The sequence below is a fragment of the Bacillota bacterium genome (assembly GCA_029961055.1).
Taxonomy (GTDB): Bacteria; Bacillota; Sulfobacillia; order JAIMAT01; family JAIMAT01; genus JAIMAT01.
The window spans coordinates 1-17,787 of the sequence record JASBVM010000012.1 but is presented as its reverse complement, the minus strand read 5'-3'; the positions used below and the strand labels follow the sequence as shown (position 1 = coordinate 17,787).

The window sequence follows — 17,787 nt, the reverse complement described above, 5'->3', positions numbered from 1 at the left end:
CAGGAAGCGCTTCGACGGTACCTTCCCCTTTCGGAGCGCTCCCGGAGCTTCTTGCTCTTCCTCTTTTTCGTCCAGCTGGGCCAGGGGATGCAACAGGTGACCACCAACCTCTGGCTGCTGGCGATGGGCTATCCGGCCTCCTGGCTGGGGAGGCTGCTGGCGGTGGGCGCGGTGGCGGGCCTGGCGGGCTCGCTCCCCCTGGGCTGGCTGGGAAGGCGCTGGGGCGCGGAGCGCGTCTTCCTCCTCAGCGGCGGCCTGGCCGGTCTGACCGGGGCCGCGGCGCTGCTCTGGCCGAGGCCGCAGCCGCTGCTGGCGGCCGCCGTGGCGGCGGGCCTCGCAGGCGCTGCGCTGGCGGTGTTGACCAACCCGCTGATGGCGGAGCTGGAGCCTCCCGGCCGCGCCAGCCTCCTCTTCTCCAGCGCCTACGCGCTGAGCGAGGTGGCCCTGGTTCTCGGCTCCCTCCTGGGTGGTGGCCTGCCGGCGCTGGTGGGCGGGTCACACGCCCCCGCGGGATTGCGGAACGCACTCCTGGTCACGCTTCTGGTCTCGGGCGCGGCGCTCTTTCCCCTGTTGCGACTCGGCCGAATCCAGGGAGGGGAGGGGAGAGAGGGGGCCGAGCCGGGGGAGTCCGCACGGCCCGCTCCTTCCCGGCTGGACGGTCGGCCCGGGCTCCGCACCCTGGCGGTGGCGGCGCTGCTGGTCCTGGTCGAGGCGCTGACGGGGGCTGGGGCGGGGCTGGTCGTCCCCTACCTGAACGTCTTCCTGGTCCGCCGGTTCGGCGCCGGCACGGGGGAGGTGGGGACCGTCTTCGCCCTGGGCTCGGTGGCGACGGCGCTCCTGGCCTTGCTGGCGGGCCGGTTGGCGGGGCGGGGGCGGAGGAGAGCGGCCTGGGTGGGGATCGGGTTCGAGCTGCTCTCCCTGCCCCTCCTCCTGGCCGCCCCGCGGACGGGGTCGCTGGCCGCCGCAGGGGTGGTGCTGGTCCTCCGCTCGGGCCTGATGAACGCGGCCGAGCCCCTGCGCAGCCAGTTCGCCATGGCCTCGGTGCGGGGAGCCGGGCGGACCTGGCTGTCGGCGCTCCAGAACCTCGCCTGGCAGGCCGCCTGGGCGGCGGCCACGGCCTGGGCGGGGAGCTGGGTGGACCGCGGCGCCTTCCAGCTCCTCTTCCAGTGGACGGCGCTGGCCTACTTGCTGGCGGCGGGCACCTGGTCCCTCCTGGCCCTCGGGACGGCGCCGGAGCGGGGCGGCGCCCCCTGAGCCCCGGAAGCCGCCGGCGAGGGAGGCCCGCCGGGGCGGGTGGCGGGACGGAGGCGGCGACCCTCGCGCCGGGCGCGAGGTCGCCTGCCGGGCATCTACGGAGGGATTGGTTGGCATACAGGGGAAAAGACGAATACGCCAACGGCCCCGCCGCGAGGCGAACCGGGAGCGGCCAGGCGGTCTCGGAGGGCGTCGGGGGCGTCTGTCGAGCGGAGCTTCTCACGCTGGCGAAGGAAGGTGCGCGGAATGGACGGCGAAGGCCGCATCCGCCTGCTGCCCAATCTCTACCTGCATAACGACCTGGTCCTGCGACGCGACGCCATCGACCTGCTCCAGGAGCCCGTGGTCGCCTTCGACGCCACCGGGGCGCCGGTCTACGCCAACCCGAGCGCCCGGCGGTGGCTCGACCTCGAGCCCGAGGGGCCCGAGTCCGGCGAGCTCTTCAGCCGGGTGGGCGGCCACCTGGGTGGGGCGGTCCAGGCGGCGCTGGGGGGCCGGAGCAGCCGGCTGACGGTGCGCGGCGGCCTTCACGGCCAGGTGCTCCCGCTGGTCAGCTTCGACGGACCCGTAGCCGGCGCGGTGCTGGTGGTGGAGGCACCCTCCTCGGCGGAGGCGGCCGAGCGCCAGATCAGCCTCCTGCGCGCGCTCCTGGACGAGCTGGCCCGCGGGCGCACCGGCGCCTGCGTCCTGGACGCCAGCGGCCGGTTGGTCTGGGTGAGCGACCGGCTGGCCTCGCTCTGCCTCCGGCCCGGCCGGGAGCTGCTGGGGAAGAGCGTCGCGGAGATCTTTCCCGGCCTTCCCCCGGAGTTGCGCGTCGACGAGGAGGTGCTCCTGGCCCGCGGGCGGGTGGAGCGTCGCCTCAACCTGGACCCGTGGCTGCCGAGCCGGCCCGGACCCATGAACGTCCATGCCCGCGCCGTGCTGGACGGGGGGGAGCTGCTGGGCGCCCTCATCCGGGTCGACCCGCTCCGGCAGGGCGAGGCGGAGGAGGCGGCGATCCCGCACGCGCAGCAGGCTGCGGCGGCCGCCGCCCACGAGATCCGGAACGCGCTCTCGGCCATCCGCGGCTACCTGCAGCTGATCGACCGCTCCGCCAGCGAAAAGCAGCAGGACTTCCTGCGGCTGGTGCTGCACGAGATGGATCGGGTGAGTGACCTGACCAGCTATCTGATCGCCCTGGAGCGGCCGCTCTCACCCAGCGAGCAGGCGACCGAGCCGCTTCAGCGCTGCCTGGAGGAGAGCGTCCGCGAGATGGAGGTGCAGGCGCGGGCGCACGGCGTGGAGCTCCTTTACGAGAAGCCGGAGGAGCCGGTGGTGGCGCGCCACAGCTGCGACAGCATGCGCCAGGTGATCCTCAATCTGGTCGGGAACGCGCTGGAGGCGGTGGGCACCGGCGGGCACGTCAGGGTGTCGGTCCGCCAGGAGGAACGCTGGGCGGTGGTGGAGGTGGCCGACGACGGTCCCGGGATCCCCGCCGACCGGTTGGAGAGGATCTTCGACCCCTTCTTCACCACCAAGCCCAGCGGGACCGGCCTGGGCCTCTCCATCTGCCGGCGGCTGGTCCTGGCCCAGGGCGGCCGGCTCGACGTGGAGAGCCGGGAGGGCGAGGGCGCACGTTTCTTCGTCCGACTCCCGCTGGCCCGCCGCGGCGGGGAGGAGTCGGCGGCATCCCGGGAGGAGCAGCCCTCGCCGGGATCGGCCGGGGCGCAGGGGCCGGGGGAAGCGGTGGACAAGCCCGGCGCACCGGAGTGAGGCGGGATCCAGGCAGGAATGAGCCGGGTCGGAGCGAAGCCTGGCGCGAGCCTCCGCCGGGGAGGGAGGGCGCGTGTGGCAGGTCCTGTACGTCGCGCCCACACGAGAGATGGCCGATCGGGTCGTGCGCGGGCTGGCCGAGCGGGGCTTCCTCGCCCGGGTGCGGGCCGGTGGGGGGCGCGGTGACCTCTCGCTGTGGGAGATCCTTCTTCCGGACGTAGAGATGGAGGAAGCGCAGACGGCCCTGGCCGAGGTGCTGGCCAGGGCCGGGTCTGGCGAGGCGGACGGGGGGGCATGAGGTGCAGCGGATCGCGGTCCTGACCAGCGGTGGCGACGCTCCGGGCATGAATGCGGCCATCCGCGCGGTGGTCCGGAAGGCCATCTACGAGGGGCTGGAGGTCCTGGGCGTCGAACACGGCTACGCGGGCCTGGTCCGGGGTGAGCTCCGGCCCATGGACCGGCGCTCGGTGGCGGACATCATCCACCGCGGCGGTACCATCCTCTACACGGCCCGCTCGGAGGCCTTCAAGAGCCCCGAAGGTCAGGCCGAGGCGGTGGCCCAGCTCCGCCGCCACCAGGTCGAGGCTCTGGTCGTCATCGGCGGGGACGGCTCCTTCCGCGGGGCGATGGCCCTGGAGGAGCACGGTGTCTGGACGGTGGGCGTCCCCGGCACCATCGACAACGACCTGGCCGGCACCGACGCCACCATCGGCTTCGACACCTCGGTCAACACCGCCATCCAGGCCATCGACCGCATCCGCGACACGGCGACGGCGCACGAGCGGACCTTCGTGGTCGAGGTGATGGGCCGGAACTCGGGCTTCATCGCGCTGATGGCGGGGCTGGCGGACGGCGCCGAGTCCATCGTGGTGCCGGAGGAGCCCATGACCATGGAGACGATCTGCGAGCGGGTCCAGTCGGCCTACCGCTCGGGCAAGCGGCACAGCATCATCGTGGTGGCCGAGGGAGCCGCCCGCGGCTTCGAGGTGGCGCAGAAGATCCAGGAGAGGACGGGGCTCGACACGCGCGTCACCGTCCTCGGGCATATCCAGCGCGGAGGGGCGCCGACGGCCATGGACCGGCTGCTCGCCTCGCGCCTGGGAGCGGCGGCGGTGGACGCCCTCCTGCAGGGAAGGCACGGCGTGATGGCCGGGCTGGTCCACGGCGAGGTGCGGCTCACCTCGTACGAGCAGGTGGTGTCGGCGAGGAAGGATATCGACCGCGAGACCTACCGGCTCGCGGCCATCCTGGCCATCTGAAGCGACGGGCGGCGGGCGGCCGGGAGGCCCGCCGCACGCCGGCTTCGGGGCCTGGAAGGGGGCGGCGGGTTGCGCAGAACCAAAGTGGTGGCCACCATCGGTCCCGCCAGCGAATCGGAGGAAGCGCTGCGCGCCCTGATGGAGGCGGGTATGGACGTGGCCCGCCTCAACCTCTCCCACGGGGGCGGCCAGCAGCTGCGCGAGCGGAGCGAGCGGATCCGCCGGATCGCGGAGCGACTGGGTCGCCACATCGGCCTCATGTTCGACACCCGGGGACCGGAGGTGCGGATCGGCCGCTTCCCCGGCGGGAGCGTGGAACTGGCGCCGGGGGATCGCTTCCTGCTGGTGCCGGAGCCGGTGGAAGGCAGCCGCGAGCGGGTCGGCATCAGCTATCCCGGCCTCGCTCGCGACCTGGAGCCGGGGGCGACGCTGCTCCTGGACGACGGCAACCTGGTCTTCCGGGTGCGGGAGATCCGCCGCGACGGTGCCATCGACTGCGAGGTGGTGGTGGGAGGACGGCTGCTCGGCGGCAAGAAGTGCCTGGCGCCGGGGACCCGGCTCTCGCTGCCGCCGCTCCTGCCGGAGGACGAGGCCGACCTCCGCCTCGGCCTGGAGCTGGGGATCGAGTTCGTGGCGGCCAGCTTCATCCAGACGGCGGACGACGTGCTCGCGGTGCGCCGCTTCCTGGAGGAGAACGCCTCCCCGGCCGCCCGGCTGCCGGAGATCATCACCAAGATCGAGACCCGTCACGGTGTCGACCGCTTCGAGGAGATCCTGGAGGTCTCCGACGGGATCATGGTGGCGCGGGGCGACCTGGGGCTGGAGATGCCCACCGAGGACGTCCCCTTCATCCAGAAGCGGATCATCGCCCTGGCCAACCGGGCGGGGAAGCCGGTGATCACGGCCACCCAGATGCTGGAATCCATGGTCGAGCACGCCTCGCCCACGCGGGCCGAGGCGGCCGACGTGGCCAACGCCGTGATGGACGGGACCGACGCGGTCATGCTCAGCGCCGAGAGCGCCACCGGCGCCCACCCGGTGGAGGCGGTGCGGATGATGGCGCGGATCGCCGAGCGCGCCGACGCCGAGCTGGTCGCCCGCCGCCAGGGAGCGCAGCCGCCTTCCTCCCCCGCCACCGTCACCGACGCCATCAGCCGCGCCTCGGTGGCGACCGCGGCGGCGCTGGGCGCCGCGGCGATCATCACGCCGACCCAGTCCGGGCGGACGGCCCGCGTGGTGGCGGCCCAGAGACCCGCCGCCCCCATCCTGGCCGTCACCCCGGAGTCGGGGACCGCCCGCCGCCTCAGCCTGGTCTGGGGCGTGGAACCGCTCGTGCTGGCCCGCCAGCGTTCCAGCGACGAGGTGATCGAGAGGGCGGTGGCGGCGGCGCTGGAATCGGGGCGGGTGGCGAACGGCGACGTGGTCGTCATCACCGCCGGCTTCCCCGTCGGCGTCTCCGGGACCACCAACACGCTCAAGGTCCACACGGTGGCGGCCGTCCTCGGGCGCGGCCAGGGGATCGGCAAGGAGGCCGCCAGCGGTCCGGTCTGCCTGGTGGAGGACGCCACCGCGGCCGCCTCCGCCTTCCGCGACGGCGACGTCCTGGTGGTGCCCCGCATCGACCCGGAGATGGTGGTCTACGCCCAGCGGGCGGCGGCGCTCGTGGTCCGCGAGGGCGGCCTCAGCTCCCCCAGCGCCATCGTCGCCCTCAACCTCGGCCGACCCGCCATCGTCGGCTACCAGCCGGAGAGCGCGGAGGAGCTCCGGCCCGGCGAGACGGTGACCGTCGACCCGGTGCACGGGTTGCTGTACCGGGGCCGCGTTCATAGAATCTGACCATCAGGAAGAGCTTTCCGAATCCCGTCACCTCGGTTCGGCACCGGAAGCGACGTCGAGGTCGAGAGGCGGAGCCCGTTTCGGGAAGGAGCGATGGCGTTGGCTCTTGCGGAGCGGACGGAGGGGCTGGCCGCCTCGCCCACCATGGCCATGGACGCGCGCGCCAAGGCGCTCGTCCGCCAGGGCGTGGACGTGATCAGCTTCAGCGTGGGAGAACCCGACTTCGACACGCCGGAGGTGATCAAGGAAGCCGCGCTGGCGGCGATGCGACGGGGCCAGACGAAGTACACCGCGGTGCAGGGGCTTCCGGAGCTGCGGGAAGCGGTGGCCGCCAACCTGGCCGAGGAGCTTGGGCTGGACGTGGATCCCGCCCGGATCGTCGTCTCCAACGGGGCGAAGCAGAGCATCTTCAACGTGCTCTTCGCCCTGGCGGGGCCGGGCGACGAGGTGGTCGTGCCCGCTCCCTACTGGGTCTCCTATCCCGAGCAGATCCGGTTGGCTGGCGCGACGCCCGTCATCGTCCCCACCCGGGTGGAGGAGGGCTTCCATCTGGACCTGGAGGCGCTGGAGGCCGCCATCGGCCCCCGCACCCGGGCCATCCTGCTCAACTCGCCCTCCAACCCCAGCGGCGCGGTCCTCGGCCGGGGCGAGCTGGAGGCGGTGGCCGAGCTGGCCCTGCGGCACGGGCTCTGGATCATCTCCGACGAGATCTACCGCCACCTGGTCTTCGGCGTCGAGCACGTGAGCGTCGCGCAGCTGGGGCCCGAGGTCCGCGCCCGCACCGTCCTCATCGACGGGGTCTCCAAGGCCTACGCCATGACCGGCTGGCGGATCGGCTGGGCCGTGGCCGAGGACCGCGCCCTGGTCGAGGCGATGACCGCCATCCAGTCGCATCTCACCTCGGCGCCCTCCACCATCTCCCAGTGGGCGGCGGTGGCCGCGCTGCGCCAGGCGGGCGAGGCGGCGCGCGCCATGGTGGAGGAGTTCGACCGCAGGCGGAGGCGGGTGGTGGAGCTGATCCGCCGGACGCCCGGTTTCGAGCTTCCTCGGGAGCCGGAGGGCGCCTTCTACGCCTTCCCCTCCATCCGCCCCCTGCTGGGCCGCGCGGTGGCGGGCCGCCAGGTGAACGACGGCGACGATCTGGCGGAGCTCCTGCTGGAGGAGGCCCACGTGGCGGTGGTGCCCGGCGCGGGCTTCGGGTTGCCCGAGTACCTCCGCCTCAGCTACGCCACCTCCCTGGAGCGGATCGAGGAGGGCTTCCGTCGGCTCGCCTCCGCCCTCCGTGTATCATGAGAGGGTGGACGACGAGCGGGGCCGAGGTGGGGGTGTGGTGATTGGCGACCAAGGAAGAGGTCCTGAACGTCCTCGGTGACGTGATCGACCCCGAGCTGGGCCGGAGCATCACCGATCTCGATATGGTCCGCGAGGTGCGCATCGACGGCGGCCGCGTCACGGTGGACGTGGCCCTGACGGTGGCCGGTTGCCCGCTGCAGGGGCGCATCGACGAGGAAGTCCGCCGGCGGGTGGGCGCGCTTTCCGGCGTGGAGCAGGTGGACGTCCACCTCTCGGTGATGGACGAGCAGGAGCGGCAGAGGCTCTCGCAGCGGCTGCGCGGCCAGGAGCCGGGGCACACGTCGTCGGTGACGCGGCCGGGGTCGCGCACCGTGGTCATCGGCGTGGCCAGCGGCAAGGGCGGCGTGGGCAAGTCGACCGTGACGGCCAACCTGGCCGTCGCCCTGCGGAGGCGGGGGAAGAGGGTCGGCCTGCTGGACGCCGACATCTACGGCTTCTCCATCCCGCGCATGCTGGGCATCGCCACCCGGCCCGTGGCCATCGGCAACGCCATCGCCCCGGTGGAGGCCTACGGCATGCAGGTGATGTCCATGGGCTTCTTCCTCGAAGAGGATGCGGCGGTGATCTGGCGGGGCCCGATGCTGGCCGGCGCCCTGGACCAGTTCCTCAACGACGTGCTCTGGGCCGACCTGGACTACCTGGTGGTCGACCTGCCGCCCGGGACCGGTGACGTGCCCATGAGCCTGGCCCAGCGGCTGCCCCAGTCCAAGATCCTCCTGGTGACCACGCCCCAGGAAGCCTCCGTCCACGTCGCTTCCCGGGCGGCCTTCATGGCCACGAAGATGAACCAGGAGATGCTGGGTGTCGTCGAGAACATGGCCTTCCTCGTCTGCCCGCACTGCGGCGAACGCATCGACGTCTTCGGCAGCGGCGGCGCCGACGCCCTGGCCCAGGCGATCGGCCAGCCGGTCCTGGCGCGGATCCCGCTGGCGCCCGCCATCCGCGAGGGCGGCGACGAGGGACGTCCGGTGGCGGCGGCCGACGAGGAGTCACCGCTCCGTCAAGCCTTCGACGAGTTGGCGAAGGTGGTGGTCGAGCGGACCGCCCAGGCCTCGCCCGCGCGGCGGCAGATCGTCGGCCCGCGTATCGGCTTCTGAAGGGCTGCGCCTCGATCTTCCCCGAGCAGGCTCCCCACGGACCCGATCGGTGGCGGTCGGGTCCGGTTTTTTCTATAGCATTCAGCCATGATCCAGTCGTTCTGGAGCGCCATGCCACAGGGTGAGGCTCCGGCAGACCGCACCCCGGCCGGTGGCACACTCCGGGCGGCCCGGGACCGGAGCGGCGAAAGCTTGGAAATGGCCGGCTGCGGGCATCGGGAAGCAGGGATTGGCCCGGGGCGCGCGTAATCTGTTTTGACCATTGCGGGAGGTCCGTCACGGACAGGAGGGAAGCCGTGTCCGCTCTTCTCGAATTCCCTGACATGCAGACGACGCTGCAGCCGCCTTCCGGTCCGTCGCCGTGGCGACAGCTGGTGCGGCACTTCTTCCGGAACGGCCCGGCGGTCTTCGGGCTCGTCCTCGTCGTGCTGCTCTCCGTGGTCGCCATCTTCGCGCCGCAGATCGCCCCGCTCAGCCCCTACCAGACCTACCCGGACGGAACCACCGCCCAGGGGCTGCCCCTGGCACCGACCTGGAATTGGGGCCACTTCTTCCTCGGCACCGACCCCAGTGGCCGGGATGTGCTCAGCCAGCTGATCTGGGGAGCGCGGGTCTCCATGGAGGTCGGCTTCATGGCCACGCTCATCGCCGTGGCCATCGGCCTCGTGGTCGGCCTGGTGGCCGGTTACGCGGGCGGGCAGGTCGACAACGTGCTGATGCGCATCACCGACATCGTGCTCGCCTTCCCCTTCCTCCTGTTCGTCATCCTCCTCCGCTCGGTGGTCTCCAACCCCTCGGTGGCCACGGTCTACACGGTCATCGGGGTCCTGGGCTGGGCACCCACCGCCCGGATCACGCGGGGGCAGGTGCTGGCGGCCAAGAACCAGGAGTACGTGGAGGCGGCGCGGGCGCTGGGGGCCGGAACCTGGCGGATCCTCGGGCGCCACCTGCTTCCCAACGTCGTGGGCACCGTCATTGTCTACGGCACGCTCCAGGTGGCCCAGAACATCCTGACGGAGTCGGCCCTCTCCTTTCTGGGCATCGGCGTTCCCGACCCGACCATCAGCTGGGGCAAGATGATCACCCTGGGCCTCAACTTCTACCAGACGGCCCCCTGGCTGATCATCTGGCCCGGCCTGGCGCTGGCGCTCGGCAGCCTGGGGTTCAACCTCCTGGGCGACGGGCTGAGCGACGCGCTCAACCCGCGTGCTGAAGAATGAGGCCGGTCGAGGTGGCGACGCTGAGGCACGGGCGCCGTCTCCGCACTGGCATGGCGGCCACCGAAAGGAGGTGGGCGGTGAGCAGCGAGGGCGGCTCACCCTGCCGGAGATCCGGGTGAAACCCCGCAGGCACTCCAGCTGCGCCAGGAAGTGGAAGAATCCGGTCACCCGGTGGGTCAGGGACCGGAGCGATTTTTTGATGAAGGAGGATGGGCCTTCGTGCGCAAGAAGGTTCGCTGGGCAACGACGCTTTCGACCGCGCTGGTCGCACTTGCGCTGGTCCTGTCCAGTTGCGGGGGCAAGCCGGCCGCCACGCAGACGGGCAACAGGGGGGCGACGACCGCCCAGCACAAGAACGGCCAGACGCTCGTGACCGCCTTCACGAGCAACATCGAGACCCTCGATCCGGCCAAGTGGACCGACATGACCTCGATGTACCCGATGCTGATGATCTATGACACGCTGGTCAGCTACGATCCGGCGAAGGAGTCCGAGCTCGTGCCGGACGCGGCCACCTGGGACGTGACGCCGGACGGTCTCAAGTACACCTTCCACATCAAGCCCGGCATCAAGTTCTCCAACGGGGATCCCCTCGACGCCTACGCCGTCAAATACAGCCTCGACCGGGTCACGTCGAAGAATCCCATCGGAGGGGGCGCGGCGCCCTACGGCTTCGCCTACTCGGCGATCAAGGGCTACAAGGAGTGGAACGCCTCGGGCCAGAAGGCCTCCCCGGACGGCAAGGGCGGCTTGCCGGGCGTCAAGGTGATCGACGCCCAGACGCTGGAGATCGATCTCTCCCAGCCCCAGGCCTTCTTCCTGAACACGCTGGCGCTGATGTCCGCGGCGATCGTCGACCCCAAGGTCGCCGAGCAGTACGGCAAGGACTACTCGCAGCACGCCGTGGGCAGCGGTCCGTTCAAGCTCGACTCCTGGCAGCCGGGCGTGCAGATGACGCTGGTTCCCAACCCGAATTACTGGGGTGAGCACAAGGCGAAGATCGAGAAGCTGGTCTTCAAGGAGAACGTCCCCGACAACCTCCAGCTCCTCCAGTTCCGCCAGGGCGACCTCGACTTCGTCAACGGGCCGCTGACGTCCGCCATCTACGCCCAGGTCCTCCAGGATCCGAACCTGAAGAAGCAGTACTTCAAGGGGCGCGAGAACGCCATCTACTACCTGGCCTTCAACACGACCAAGCCGCCCTTCAACAACCCGCTGGTCCGCCAGGCGATCAACTACGCCCTCGACAAGCAACAGATCATCCAGAACATCACCAACGGGCGCGGGCAGGTGATGAGCCAGCCGCTGCCGCCCGCGATCCCCGGCTACGACCCGTCGATCCAGCCGTACCCTTACGATCCGGCCAAGGCCAAGCAGCTCCTCCAGCAGGCAGGCGTCAAGCTGCCGCTGGAGGTGACCATGATCTATCCGAGCAATACCCAGGACCACATCCGGACCGCGCAGATGGTCCAGGAGCAGCTGAAGCAGGTCGGAATCGACGTCAAGCTGCAAGGGTTCAGCCAGGTGGGGAGCTATTGGCCGTACGAGGACGATCCGACCAAGCCGTGGAACATCGCCTGGACCGACTGGTTCCAGGACTACCCCGACGCGCAGGACTTCCTCTACAACCTGCTGGCCAAGGACGCCTTCAACTCGACCAACGTGGGCAACTGGACGGACCCCACCTTCGAGCAGCTGGTGACCAAGGCCGATTCGCTCCCGTCGAGCCAGCAGGACGAGCGCGTCAAGCTCTATCAGCAGGCCGAGAAGATCGCCCACGACCAGGCGGCCTGGGCCTTCCTCTACTACGGCTGGAACGACGCGCTGATCCAGCCCTGGCTCCAGCCCGATCCGCACGACCCGGCCAACCTGGGCATCTACGTGCACCCGGTCTCGACGACACGCTTCAACCTGATCTCGATCGCGAAGTGAACGGGTGAGAGCCTGGAGAGGAGCCCGGCCCGACGAGGGCCGGCTCCTCTTCCGGCGACCGGTGGTGGGGGCGATCGCGTGGTCCAATACATCCTGAAGCGGCTCATCTGGACGGTGGTGACGATCGCGGCGATCATCGCCATCACCTTCCTGGTCACCTACGCCATCCCATCCGATCCGGCCCGCGTGATCGCCGGTCCGCATGCGACGCCGGAGACGCTCGCGTCCATCCGGCAGGCGCTCGGCCTGGACAAGCCGCTCCTGCTCCGCCTGGCGCTCTACTTCGTCCAGGTGTTCCACGGGGATCTGGGTTACGACTGGATCATGCAGCAGCCGGTCCTGACGATGATCCTCCAGGCGCTGCCGCCGACGGTCTTCCTGGCCCTGGCGGCCGTGGCGGCCGAGCTCCTCATCGCGATCCCGATCGGCGTCATCTCCGCCGTGAAGCGGAACAGCTGGATCGACCAGGTGGCGCGCACGGCGAGCCTGGTGGGGGTGGCGCTTCCTGTCTACTGGGTCGGGTCGCTGCTGCTTCTCTACCTGGGATACTACGCCGGCCTCTTCCCGCTGGGTGGCTACTCGACGCTCGGGGTGGTCCTCCCGGCGCTCTCGGTGGGCTTGACGGGCGCCGCCGTCTATGTCCGCATCCTCCGCTCCAGCATGCTGGAGGTGATGCGGCTGGACTACGTGCGCACGGCGAGGGCGAAGGGGCTGGCCGAGCGGATCGTCATCTGGAGGCACATCTTCCGGAACGCGTTGATCCCCGTCGTCACCTACCTCGGCATGGACCTGGGCTACCTGCTGGGCGGCCTGGTGGTGACCGAGTACGTCTTCAACTGGCCCGGCCTCGGCCTTCTCCTCAACCACGCCATCGGCAACGTCGACGGCGCCCTGATCATGGGGCTGACCATGTTCAGCGCCTCGGCCATCGTGGTGATGAACCTGGTGGTGGACGTCGTCTACGCCTTCCTGGATCCGCGTATCTCGTACGCCTGAAGCGAGGGGCGGAGCGGTCCCCCGAACCGCGGCCGGGCGCATGAGGGAAGGAGCCGAGAAAGAGCGCCCCCGGGATCGATTCCCGGGGGTCCGTCGTCTACCCGGGCGGAGCCGACTCCAATGTGGGAAGAGTGGTGCCGGAGGTGGGACTCGAACCCACACCCCCTCGCGGGGACCCGATTTTGAGTCGGGCTCGTCTGCCGGTTCCGACACTCCGGCCCAAGCGGCGCGATGCACCGGTACGATAACATAGGACCAGGAGCGCATCAACGAAGCCGTACCGGTGCCCAGGGGCGCGGCCCCCGTCCCGGCTGGTGTGTCGACGTACGGTGCTGGAGGGCCCGATGCCGGAGATCGACGGACTCGAACGAGCCCTTCTCGAGCGGGCGCAGGCGGGGGACGTGGCCGCCTTCGAGGAGCTGGTCCGGCCCGAGCTGCGCCGCGTCTACGGCGCCGCGGTCCGCCTCGTCGGCCGCCAGGAGGCGGAGGATGTGGTGCAGGAGGCGGTCCTGCACGCCTTCCGCGCCCTGGGCGCCTTCCGCGGCGGCTCCCGCTTCGGCAGCTGGCTCTATCGCATCGCGATCAACCTCTGCCTCGACCATGGGCGTCGGAACCGCCGCCGCGAACACCACGAGGAAGCGCGGGAGCCGGCGAGGATTCCCGAGCCGGCGACGGGGACCGCGGCCTGTGACCCGGAGGAGGCGCTGCTGGCGGCGGAGCGCCACGAGGCGGTGGAGGCCGCGCTCGCCGCGCTTCCCGAGGAGTACCGGGCGGCGCTCCTCCTGCGCGACGTGGAGGGTCTGAGCTACGAGGAAGTGGCCGAGATGACCGGGATACCGCTGGGCACCGTCAAGTCCCGGGTCTTCCGGGGACGCCGGGCGCTCCGCGAGAAGCTGGCGGAGGCGGGGCTGCTTCCTTCGGTGCGGCGCCGGCAGGGGGTGGCGGAATGAACTGCCGCCGGTGCCGCGCGCTCCTGCCCGCCTATCTGGACGGCGAGCTGCCCGAAGGCGTGCGCCTGCGGGTGCGGGCGCACCTCGAGCTCTGTCCGGCCTGCCGGGAGGAAGCCGACGAGCTGACGGCCGTGACCGGCATGCTGGCCGCGCTGCCCGATCCGCCGCTGCCCGCGGGGCTGGAGCAGCGCCTCCACCTCCGCCTGGTGGAGGCGGCGGGTTCCGGCGCCGGCGCGGCCGGAGCGTCCCCGGCGCCGGGCGCGCCCGGCCTGCGGCGCCGGCGCTTCGGCTGGCCTCTGGCGGCCGGGGTGGCCGCGGCGGCCGCGCTGGCGGTGGCGGTGGGCGTGGCCGGGGGCGGGCTGCGACCGGGCGGCCCGCGGCAGCCCGGGGTGGCGGTGGAGATGAGCCGCGGGCAGGGCGGGCAGGGGCCGACCACCGGGGCGGCCGGAACGGCCGGCAGGGCCCCCGCCGGCGCGCCGGAGGGCGGGGCGACGGCGGGCGCCCGCGGGCTCGCCGCGCCGGCCACCCAGAGCGGAGGCCGGCAGGGCCAGGAGGCTCGGAACCGGCTGTCGCTGGCCCCGGCGGAGGAGGCGGCGGCCACCTTCGAGCTGCGCGTAGGCGACCCGCGCCTCGTGGCCGGCCTGGTGGCGGAGCGGCTGGCCCAGCTGGGCAGCGTGCGGCGGGACGCGGTCTTCCCCGGCCAGAGCGTCAGCGTGGAGGTGGAGTACGCCTCGCCGGTCTCCGCCGCGGCGGTGGCGAAGACGCTGGAGAGCACGGCGGAGGCGAACGGCGGCAGCGTCGTCCGTCAGGCGCCCCCGGCCTTCTCGGCCCCGGGCGGGACCTCGGAGAAGAAGGGCGCGGCGGTCTCGTCGGTCGAGCGCGTCACCGTCGTGGTGGAGGGCGGGGAAGGCAACCCCTAGGAAGCCGCCGGCGACGGGACGGGCGGGGGCGCCGGGCGAGAGGTCGGCGACCGAGCGGAGGGGAAGAGGGGAGAGGGTGACGGGAGCGTCGACCATCGCTCTTTTGGACGGGCACAGCCTGGCTCACCGGGCTTTCTACGCGCTGCCGCCGCTCAGCACCACGGCCGGCCAGCCGACCAACGCCATCACGGGCTTCCTCAACATGCTGCTGCGTCTGGAACAGGATCAGCGGCCGGAGTACCTGGCCGTGGTCTTCGACCGGCGCGCGCCCACCTTCCGCCACGAGGCGTACGAGGAGTACAAGGCGCAACGGCAGCCGATGCAGGAAGAGCTGGCCAGCCAGATCCCGCTGCTCCACCGGGTCCTGGAGGCGCTCCGCATCCCCATCTACGAGCTGGACGGTTACGAGGGCGACGACCTGCTGGGGAGCCTCGCCCGGCAGGCGGCGGAGCAGGGCCTCCGCGCGCTGATCGTCACCGGCGACCGCGACGCGCTCCAGCTGGTGGACGAGCAGACCGACGTGCTGGTGACGGTCAAGGGGATCACCGAGACGCGCCTCTTCAACCTGGCCGCGGTCCGGGAGGAGTACGGGCTGGAGCCCCGGCAGCTGGCGGAGGTGAAGGGCCTGGCCGGCGACGCCTCCGACAACATCCCCGGCGTGCCCGGCGTCGGCGAGAAGACGGCGCTCAAGCTGATCCAGCAGTTCGGCTCCATCGACGAGCTCTACCGCCACCTCGACCAGGTGGCGGGGAAGAAGCTCCGGGAGCGCCTGGCGGAACACGAGGAGCAGGCGCGGATGAGCCGGCAGCTGGGCCTCATCGACCGCGAGGCGCCGGTGACGCTGGACCTGGAGGCCTGCCGGCGCCGCCCCCCGGACGCGGCGGCGGCCTGGCCGCTCTTCGAGGAGCTGGAGCTGCGCACGCTGGCCCGTCGCTTCGGCCTGGCGCCTGAGACGGCGAACGGGGCGCAGGCGGAGGCCCCGGCCCGGGCGGGTCCACAGGCGAGCGTGAGCGCGCCGCCCCTGCGCTGGGTGCGCGAAGAGGTGGGGGAGGAGGCCGACCGCTTCCTGCGCCGGATGCAGGCGAGGCCGGGCACCGTGGCGGCCGCCTTCCGGCCGGACCGGCCCGGCCTGCCGGCGCCCACCCTGGTCGCGGTCTGCGACGGGGAGGAAGCCTGGCTCTTCCCGGTGGAGCGCTCCCCGGAGCGCGGCCGCCTCGGCTTCCCGGCGCCGCTGGCGCGCTGGTTGGCCGACCCGCGGGCCGCCAAGGCCGGGTACCGGCTGAAACCGCTTCTGCGAGCCGCCTGGGCGGCGGGGCTGGAGCCGGCGGGCCCCGTCCGGGACGCCGAGGTGGGCGCCTATCTGCTGGACCCCTCGCGCAGCCGGTACCCGCTGGACGAGCTGGTGCGCCGCTGGGCTGGCGTGGAGCTGCCGCCGGAGGGACCGGCCGCCGGGGAGGAGCAGGTGACGGAGCAGGCCACCGGGATGCGGCTCGCCCTCGAGGCGCTGGCCGTGGAACGGTTGCTGTCGCCCATGGAGGCGGAGCTGGAGGGGATGGGGCTCGGTCCCCTCTACCGCGAGGTGGAGATGCCGCTGGAGCCGGTCCTGGCGGAGATGGAGGCGACCGGGGTCCGGGTGGACCCGGCCACGCTGCGCGAGCTGGGCGAGGAGTTCCGGGGCCGGATCGCCGAGCTGGAGCGCCGGATCTACGAGATGGCCGGCGAGCGGTTCAACATCAACTCCACCCAGCAGCTCGGCCAGATCCTCTTCGAGAAGCTGGGCCTCCCGCGGGGACGCCGGACCAAGACCGGCTGGTCCACCGACGCGGAGGTGCTGGAGTCGCTGGCGGCGGCCCATCCCATCGCCTCCACGGTACTGGAGTACCGCCAGCTGACGAAGCTCTACGGCACCTACGTGGAGGGGCTGGGACCGGTGATCGATCCGGTGGACGGCCGCGTCCACGCCGCCTTCCACCAGACGGTGACGGCGACGGGGCGCCTCTCCAGCGCCGACCCGAACCTGCAGAACATCCCCGTGCGCGAGGAGCCGGGCCGGAAGCTGCGCAAGGCCTTCACCGCGCCGCCGGGCCGGATCCTGGTCTCCGGCGACTACTCCCAGATCGAGCTGCGGGTGCTCGCCCACATCGCGGGGGACGAGCGGCTCCAGGCCGCCTTCCTCTCCGGCGCCGACATCCACCGGGCCACCGCCGCCCAGGTCTTCGGTCTGAAGCCGGAGGAGGTCACCCACGAGCAGCGCTCGCGCGCCAAGGCGGTCAACTTCGGGATCGTCTACGGCATCTCCGACTACGGCCTCTCCCAGCAGCTGGGCATCTCCCGGGAGGAGGCGGCCGCCTTCATCCGCACCTACCTGGACCGCTTCCCCGGTGTCCGCCGCTACATGGAGGAGGTGGTGGCGCGCGCCCGGGAGGAAGGCTTCGTGCGCACGCTCTCCGGCCGCATCCGCTACCTCCCCGACCTCCGCTCCCGCGTCTACGCGCGGCGGCAGGCGGCCGAGCGGACGGCGCTGAACACGCCCATCCAGGGGACGGCGGCCGACATCCTGAAGATCGCCATGGTCCGCCTCCGCCGCGCCCTGGGCGAGAGCGGGCTCGACGCCCGCCTGGTCCTGACCGTCCACGACGAGCTGATCCTGGAGGGGCGGAGCGAGGACCGGGAGGCGATGGCCCGCCTTCTCCGCGACTCCATGGAGGGCGCCATGAAGCTGGCGGTGCCGCTGGTGGTCGACGTCAAGGCCGGCCCCAACTGGTACGACCTGGTGCCGCTGGACGCGGAGGCGTAGGCCTCTTGCCCGAACTGCCCGAGGTGGAGACGATCCGCCGGACGCTGGCGGCGCGCCTGGTCGGCAGGGAGATCGCCCGGATCGAGGTCCGGCACCCGCACTTCCTGGTCGGGGTGGAGGCGGGGGCGTTCGCCCGGCTCTACACGGGAGCGCGGGTGGAGGCGCTGGACCGGCGGGGCAAGTACCTGCTCGTCCGCTTCGCCGGGGAGCGGCCCGGCTGGCTCCTCCACCTGCGCATGACCGGCCGCCTCATCTTCCGGGCGGACGAGCCCGACCCCGCGGGCGACCTCGCCGATCCGCACCTTCACATGCTCGCCGGGCTGGCGGGCGGCGGGCGGCTCTGCTTCCGCGACGTGAGGAAGTTCGCGCGCCTCTACCTGCTCTCCCGGGAGGCGGAGGAGCGGGCCGGCCGGGAGCCCGG

The 17,787-nt window shown here is 72.0% G+C and carries 14 protein-coding genes and 1 tRNA gene; 14 read left to right on the top strand and 1 reads right to left on the bottom strand.

Going from position 1 to position 17,787, the window contains the following annotated elements; all coding sequences use genetic code 11:
- Positions 1-51 precede the first annotated feature (51 nt).
- The 10 genes from QJR14_04735 (at position 52) to QJR14_04690 (ending at position 12,699) form a co-directional block, all read left to right on the top strand.
- Positions 52-1,254 carry an MFS transporter gene (locus tag QJR14_04735; protein MDI3316903.1) on the top strand — a complete coding sequence of 401 codons (1,203 nt, stop codon included), beginning with the start codon at positions 52-54 and terminating at the stop codon, positions 1,252-1,254.
- Between the two features lie 246 nt (positions 1,255-1,500).
- On the top strand, positions 1,501-3,006 hold the full coding sequence (locus tag QJR14_04730) for an ATP-binding protein (protein ID MDI3316902.1): 1,506 nt from the start codon (positions 1,501-1,503) through the stop codon (positions 3,004-3,006).
- Between the two features lie 73 nt (positions 3,007-3,079).
- Complete coding sequence (locus QJR14_04725) at positions 3,080-3,304, top strand: glutamate decarboxylase (protein MDI3316901.1); 225 nt, start codon at positions 3,080-3,082, stop codon at positions 3,302-3,304.
- A 1-nt stretch (position 3,305) separates the two neighbouring features.
- A complete protein-coding gene (pfkA, locus tag QJR14_04720) occupies positions 3,306-4,265 on the top strand; it encodes a 6-phosphofructokinase (GenBank protein ID MDI3316900.1) in 960 nt (319 codons plus the stop codon).
- A 69-nt stretch (positions 4,266-4,334) separates the two neighbouring features.
- Entirely contained in the window at positions 4,335-6,101 is a 1,767-nt protein-coding gene (pyk, locus tag QJR14_04715) for a pyruvate kinase (protein ID MDI3316899.1), read from the top strand.
- A gap of 99 nt (positions 6,102-6,200) precedes the next feature.
- Entirely contained in the window at positions 6,201-7,394 is a 1,194-nt protein-coding gene (locus QJR14_04710) for a pyridoxal phosphate-dependent aminotransferase (protein MDI3316898.1), read from the top strand.
- A 41-nt stretch (positions 7,395-7,435) separates the two neighbouring features.
- On the top strand, positions 7,436-8,551 hold the full coding sequence (locus QJR14_04705) for an Mrp/NBP35 family ATP-binding protein (GenBank protein MDI3316897.1): 1,116 nt from the start codon (positions 7,436-7,438) through the stop codon (positions 8,549-8,551).
- 296 nt (positions 8,552-8,847) lie between these two features.
- Complete coding sequence (locus tag QJR14_04700) at positions 8,848-9,771, top strand: ABC transporter permease (GenBank protein ID MDI3316896.1); 924 nt, start codon at positions 8,848-8,850, stop codon at positions 9,769-9,771.
- A 219-nt stretch (positions 9,772-9,990) separates the two neighbouring features.
- Positions 9,991-11,703 (top strand): ABC transporter substrate-binding protein, encoded by a 1,713-nt coding sequence (locus QJR14_04695; GenBank protein ID MDI3316895.1) that lies wholly within the window; start codon positions 9,991-9,993, stop codon positions 11,701-11,703.
- Between the two features lie 78 nt (positions 11,704-11,781).
- Positions 11,782-12,699, top strand: coding sequence for an ABC transporter permease (locus QJR14_04690; protein MDI3316894.1), 918 nt, complete (start codon positions 11,782-11,784; stop codon positions 12,697-12,699).
- Positions 12,700-12,831: 132 nt separating this feature from the next.
- Here QJR14_04690 and QJR14_04685 read toward each other — a convergent pair.
- Positions 12,832-12,918 (bottom strand) — tRNA-Leu (locus tag QJR14_04685).
- A 125-nt stretch (positions 12,919-13,043) separates the two neighbouring features.
- Here QJR14_04685 and QJR14_04680 point away from each other — a divergent pair.
- The 4 genes from QJR14_04680 to QJR14_04665 all read left to right on the top strand — a co-directional run.
- A complete protein-coding gene (locus tag QJR14_04680; GenBank protein MDI3316893.1) occupies positions 13,044-13,649 on the top strand; it encodes a sigma-70 family RNA polymerase sigma factor in 606 nt (201 codons plus the stop codon).
- Positions 13,646-14,569, top strand: a complete 924-nt coding sequence (locus QJR14_04675; protein ID MDI3316892.1) for an anti-sigma factor — start codon at positions 13,646-13,648, stop codon at positions 14,567-14,569. The genes QJR14_04680 and QJR14_04675 overlap by 4 nt, the downstream gene beginning before the upstream one ends.
- 76 nt (positions 14,570-14,645) lie before the next feature.
- On the top strand, positions 14,646-17,366 hold the full coding sequence (gene polA / locus QJR14_04670) for a DNA polymerase I (GenBank protein MDI3316891.1): 2,721 nt from the start codon (positions 14,646-14,648) through the stop codon (positions 17,364-17,366).
- Between the two features lie 5 nt (positions 17,367-17,371).
- The coding region (locus QJR14_04665) for a DNA-formamidopyrimidine glycosylase family protein (protein ID MDI3316890.1) at positions 17,372-17,787 on the top strand (416 nt) is incomplete at its 3' end.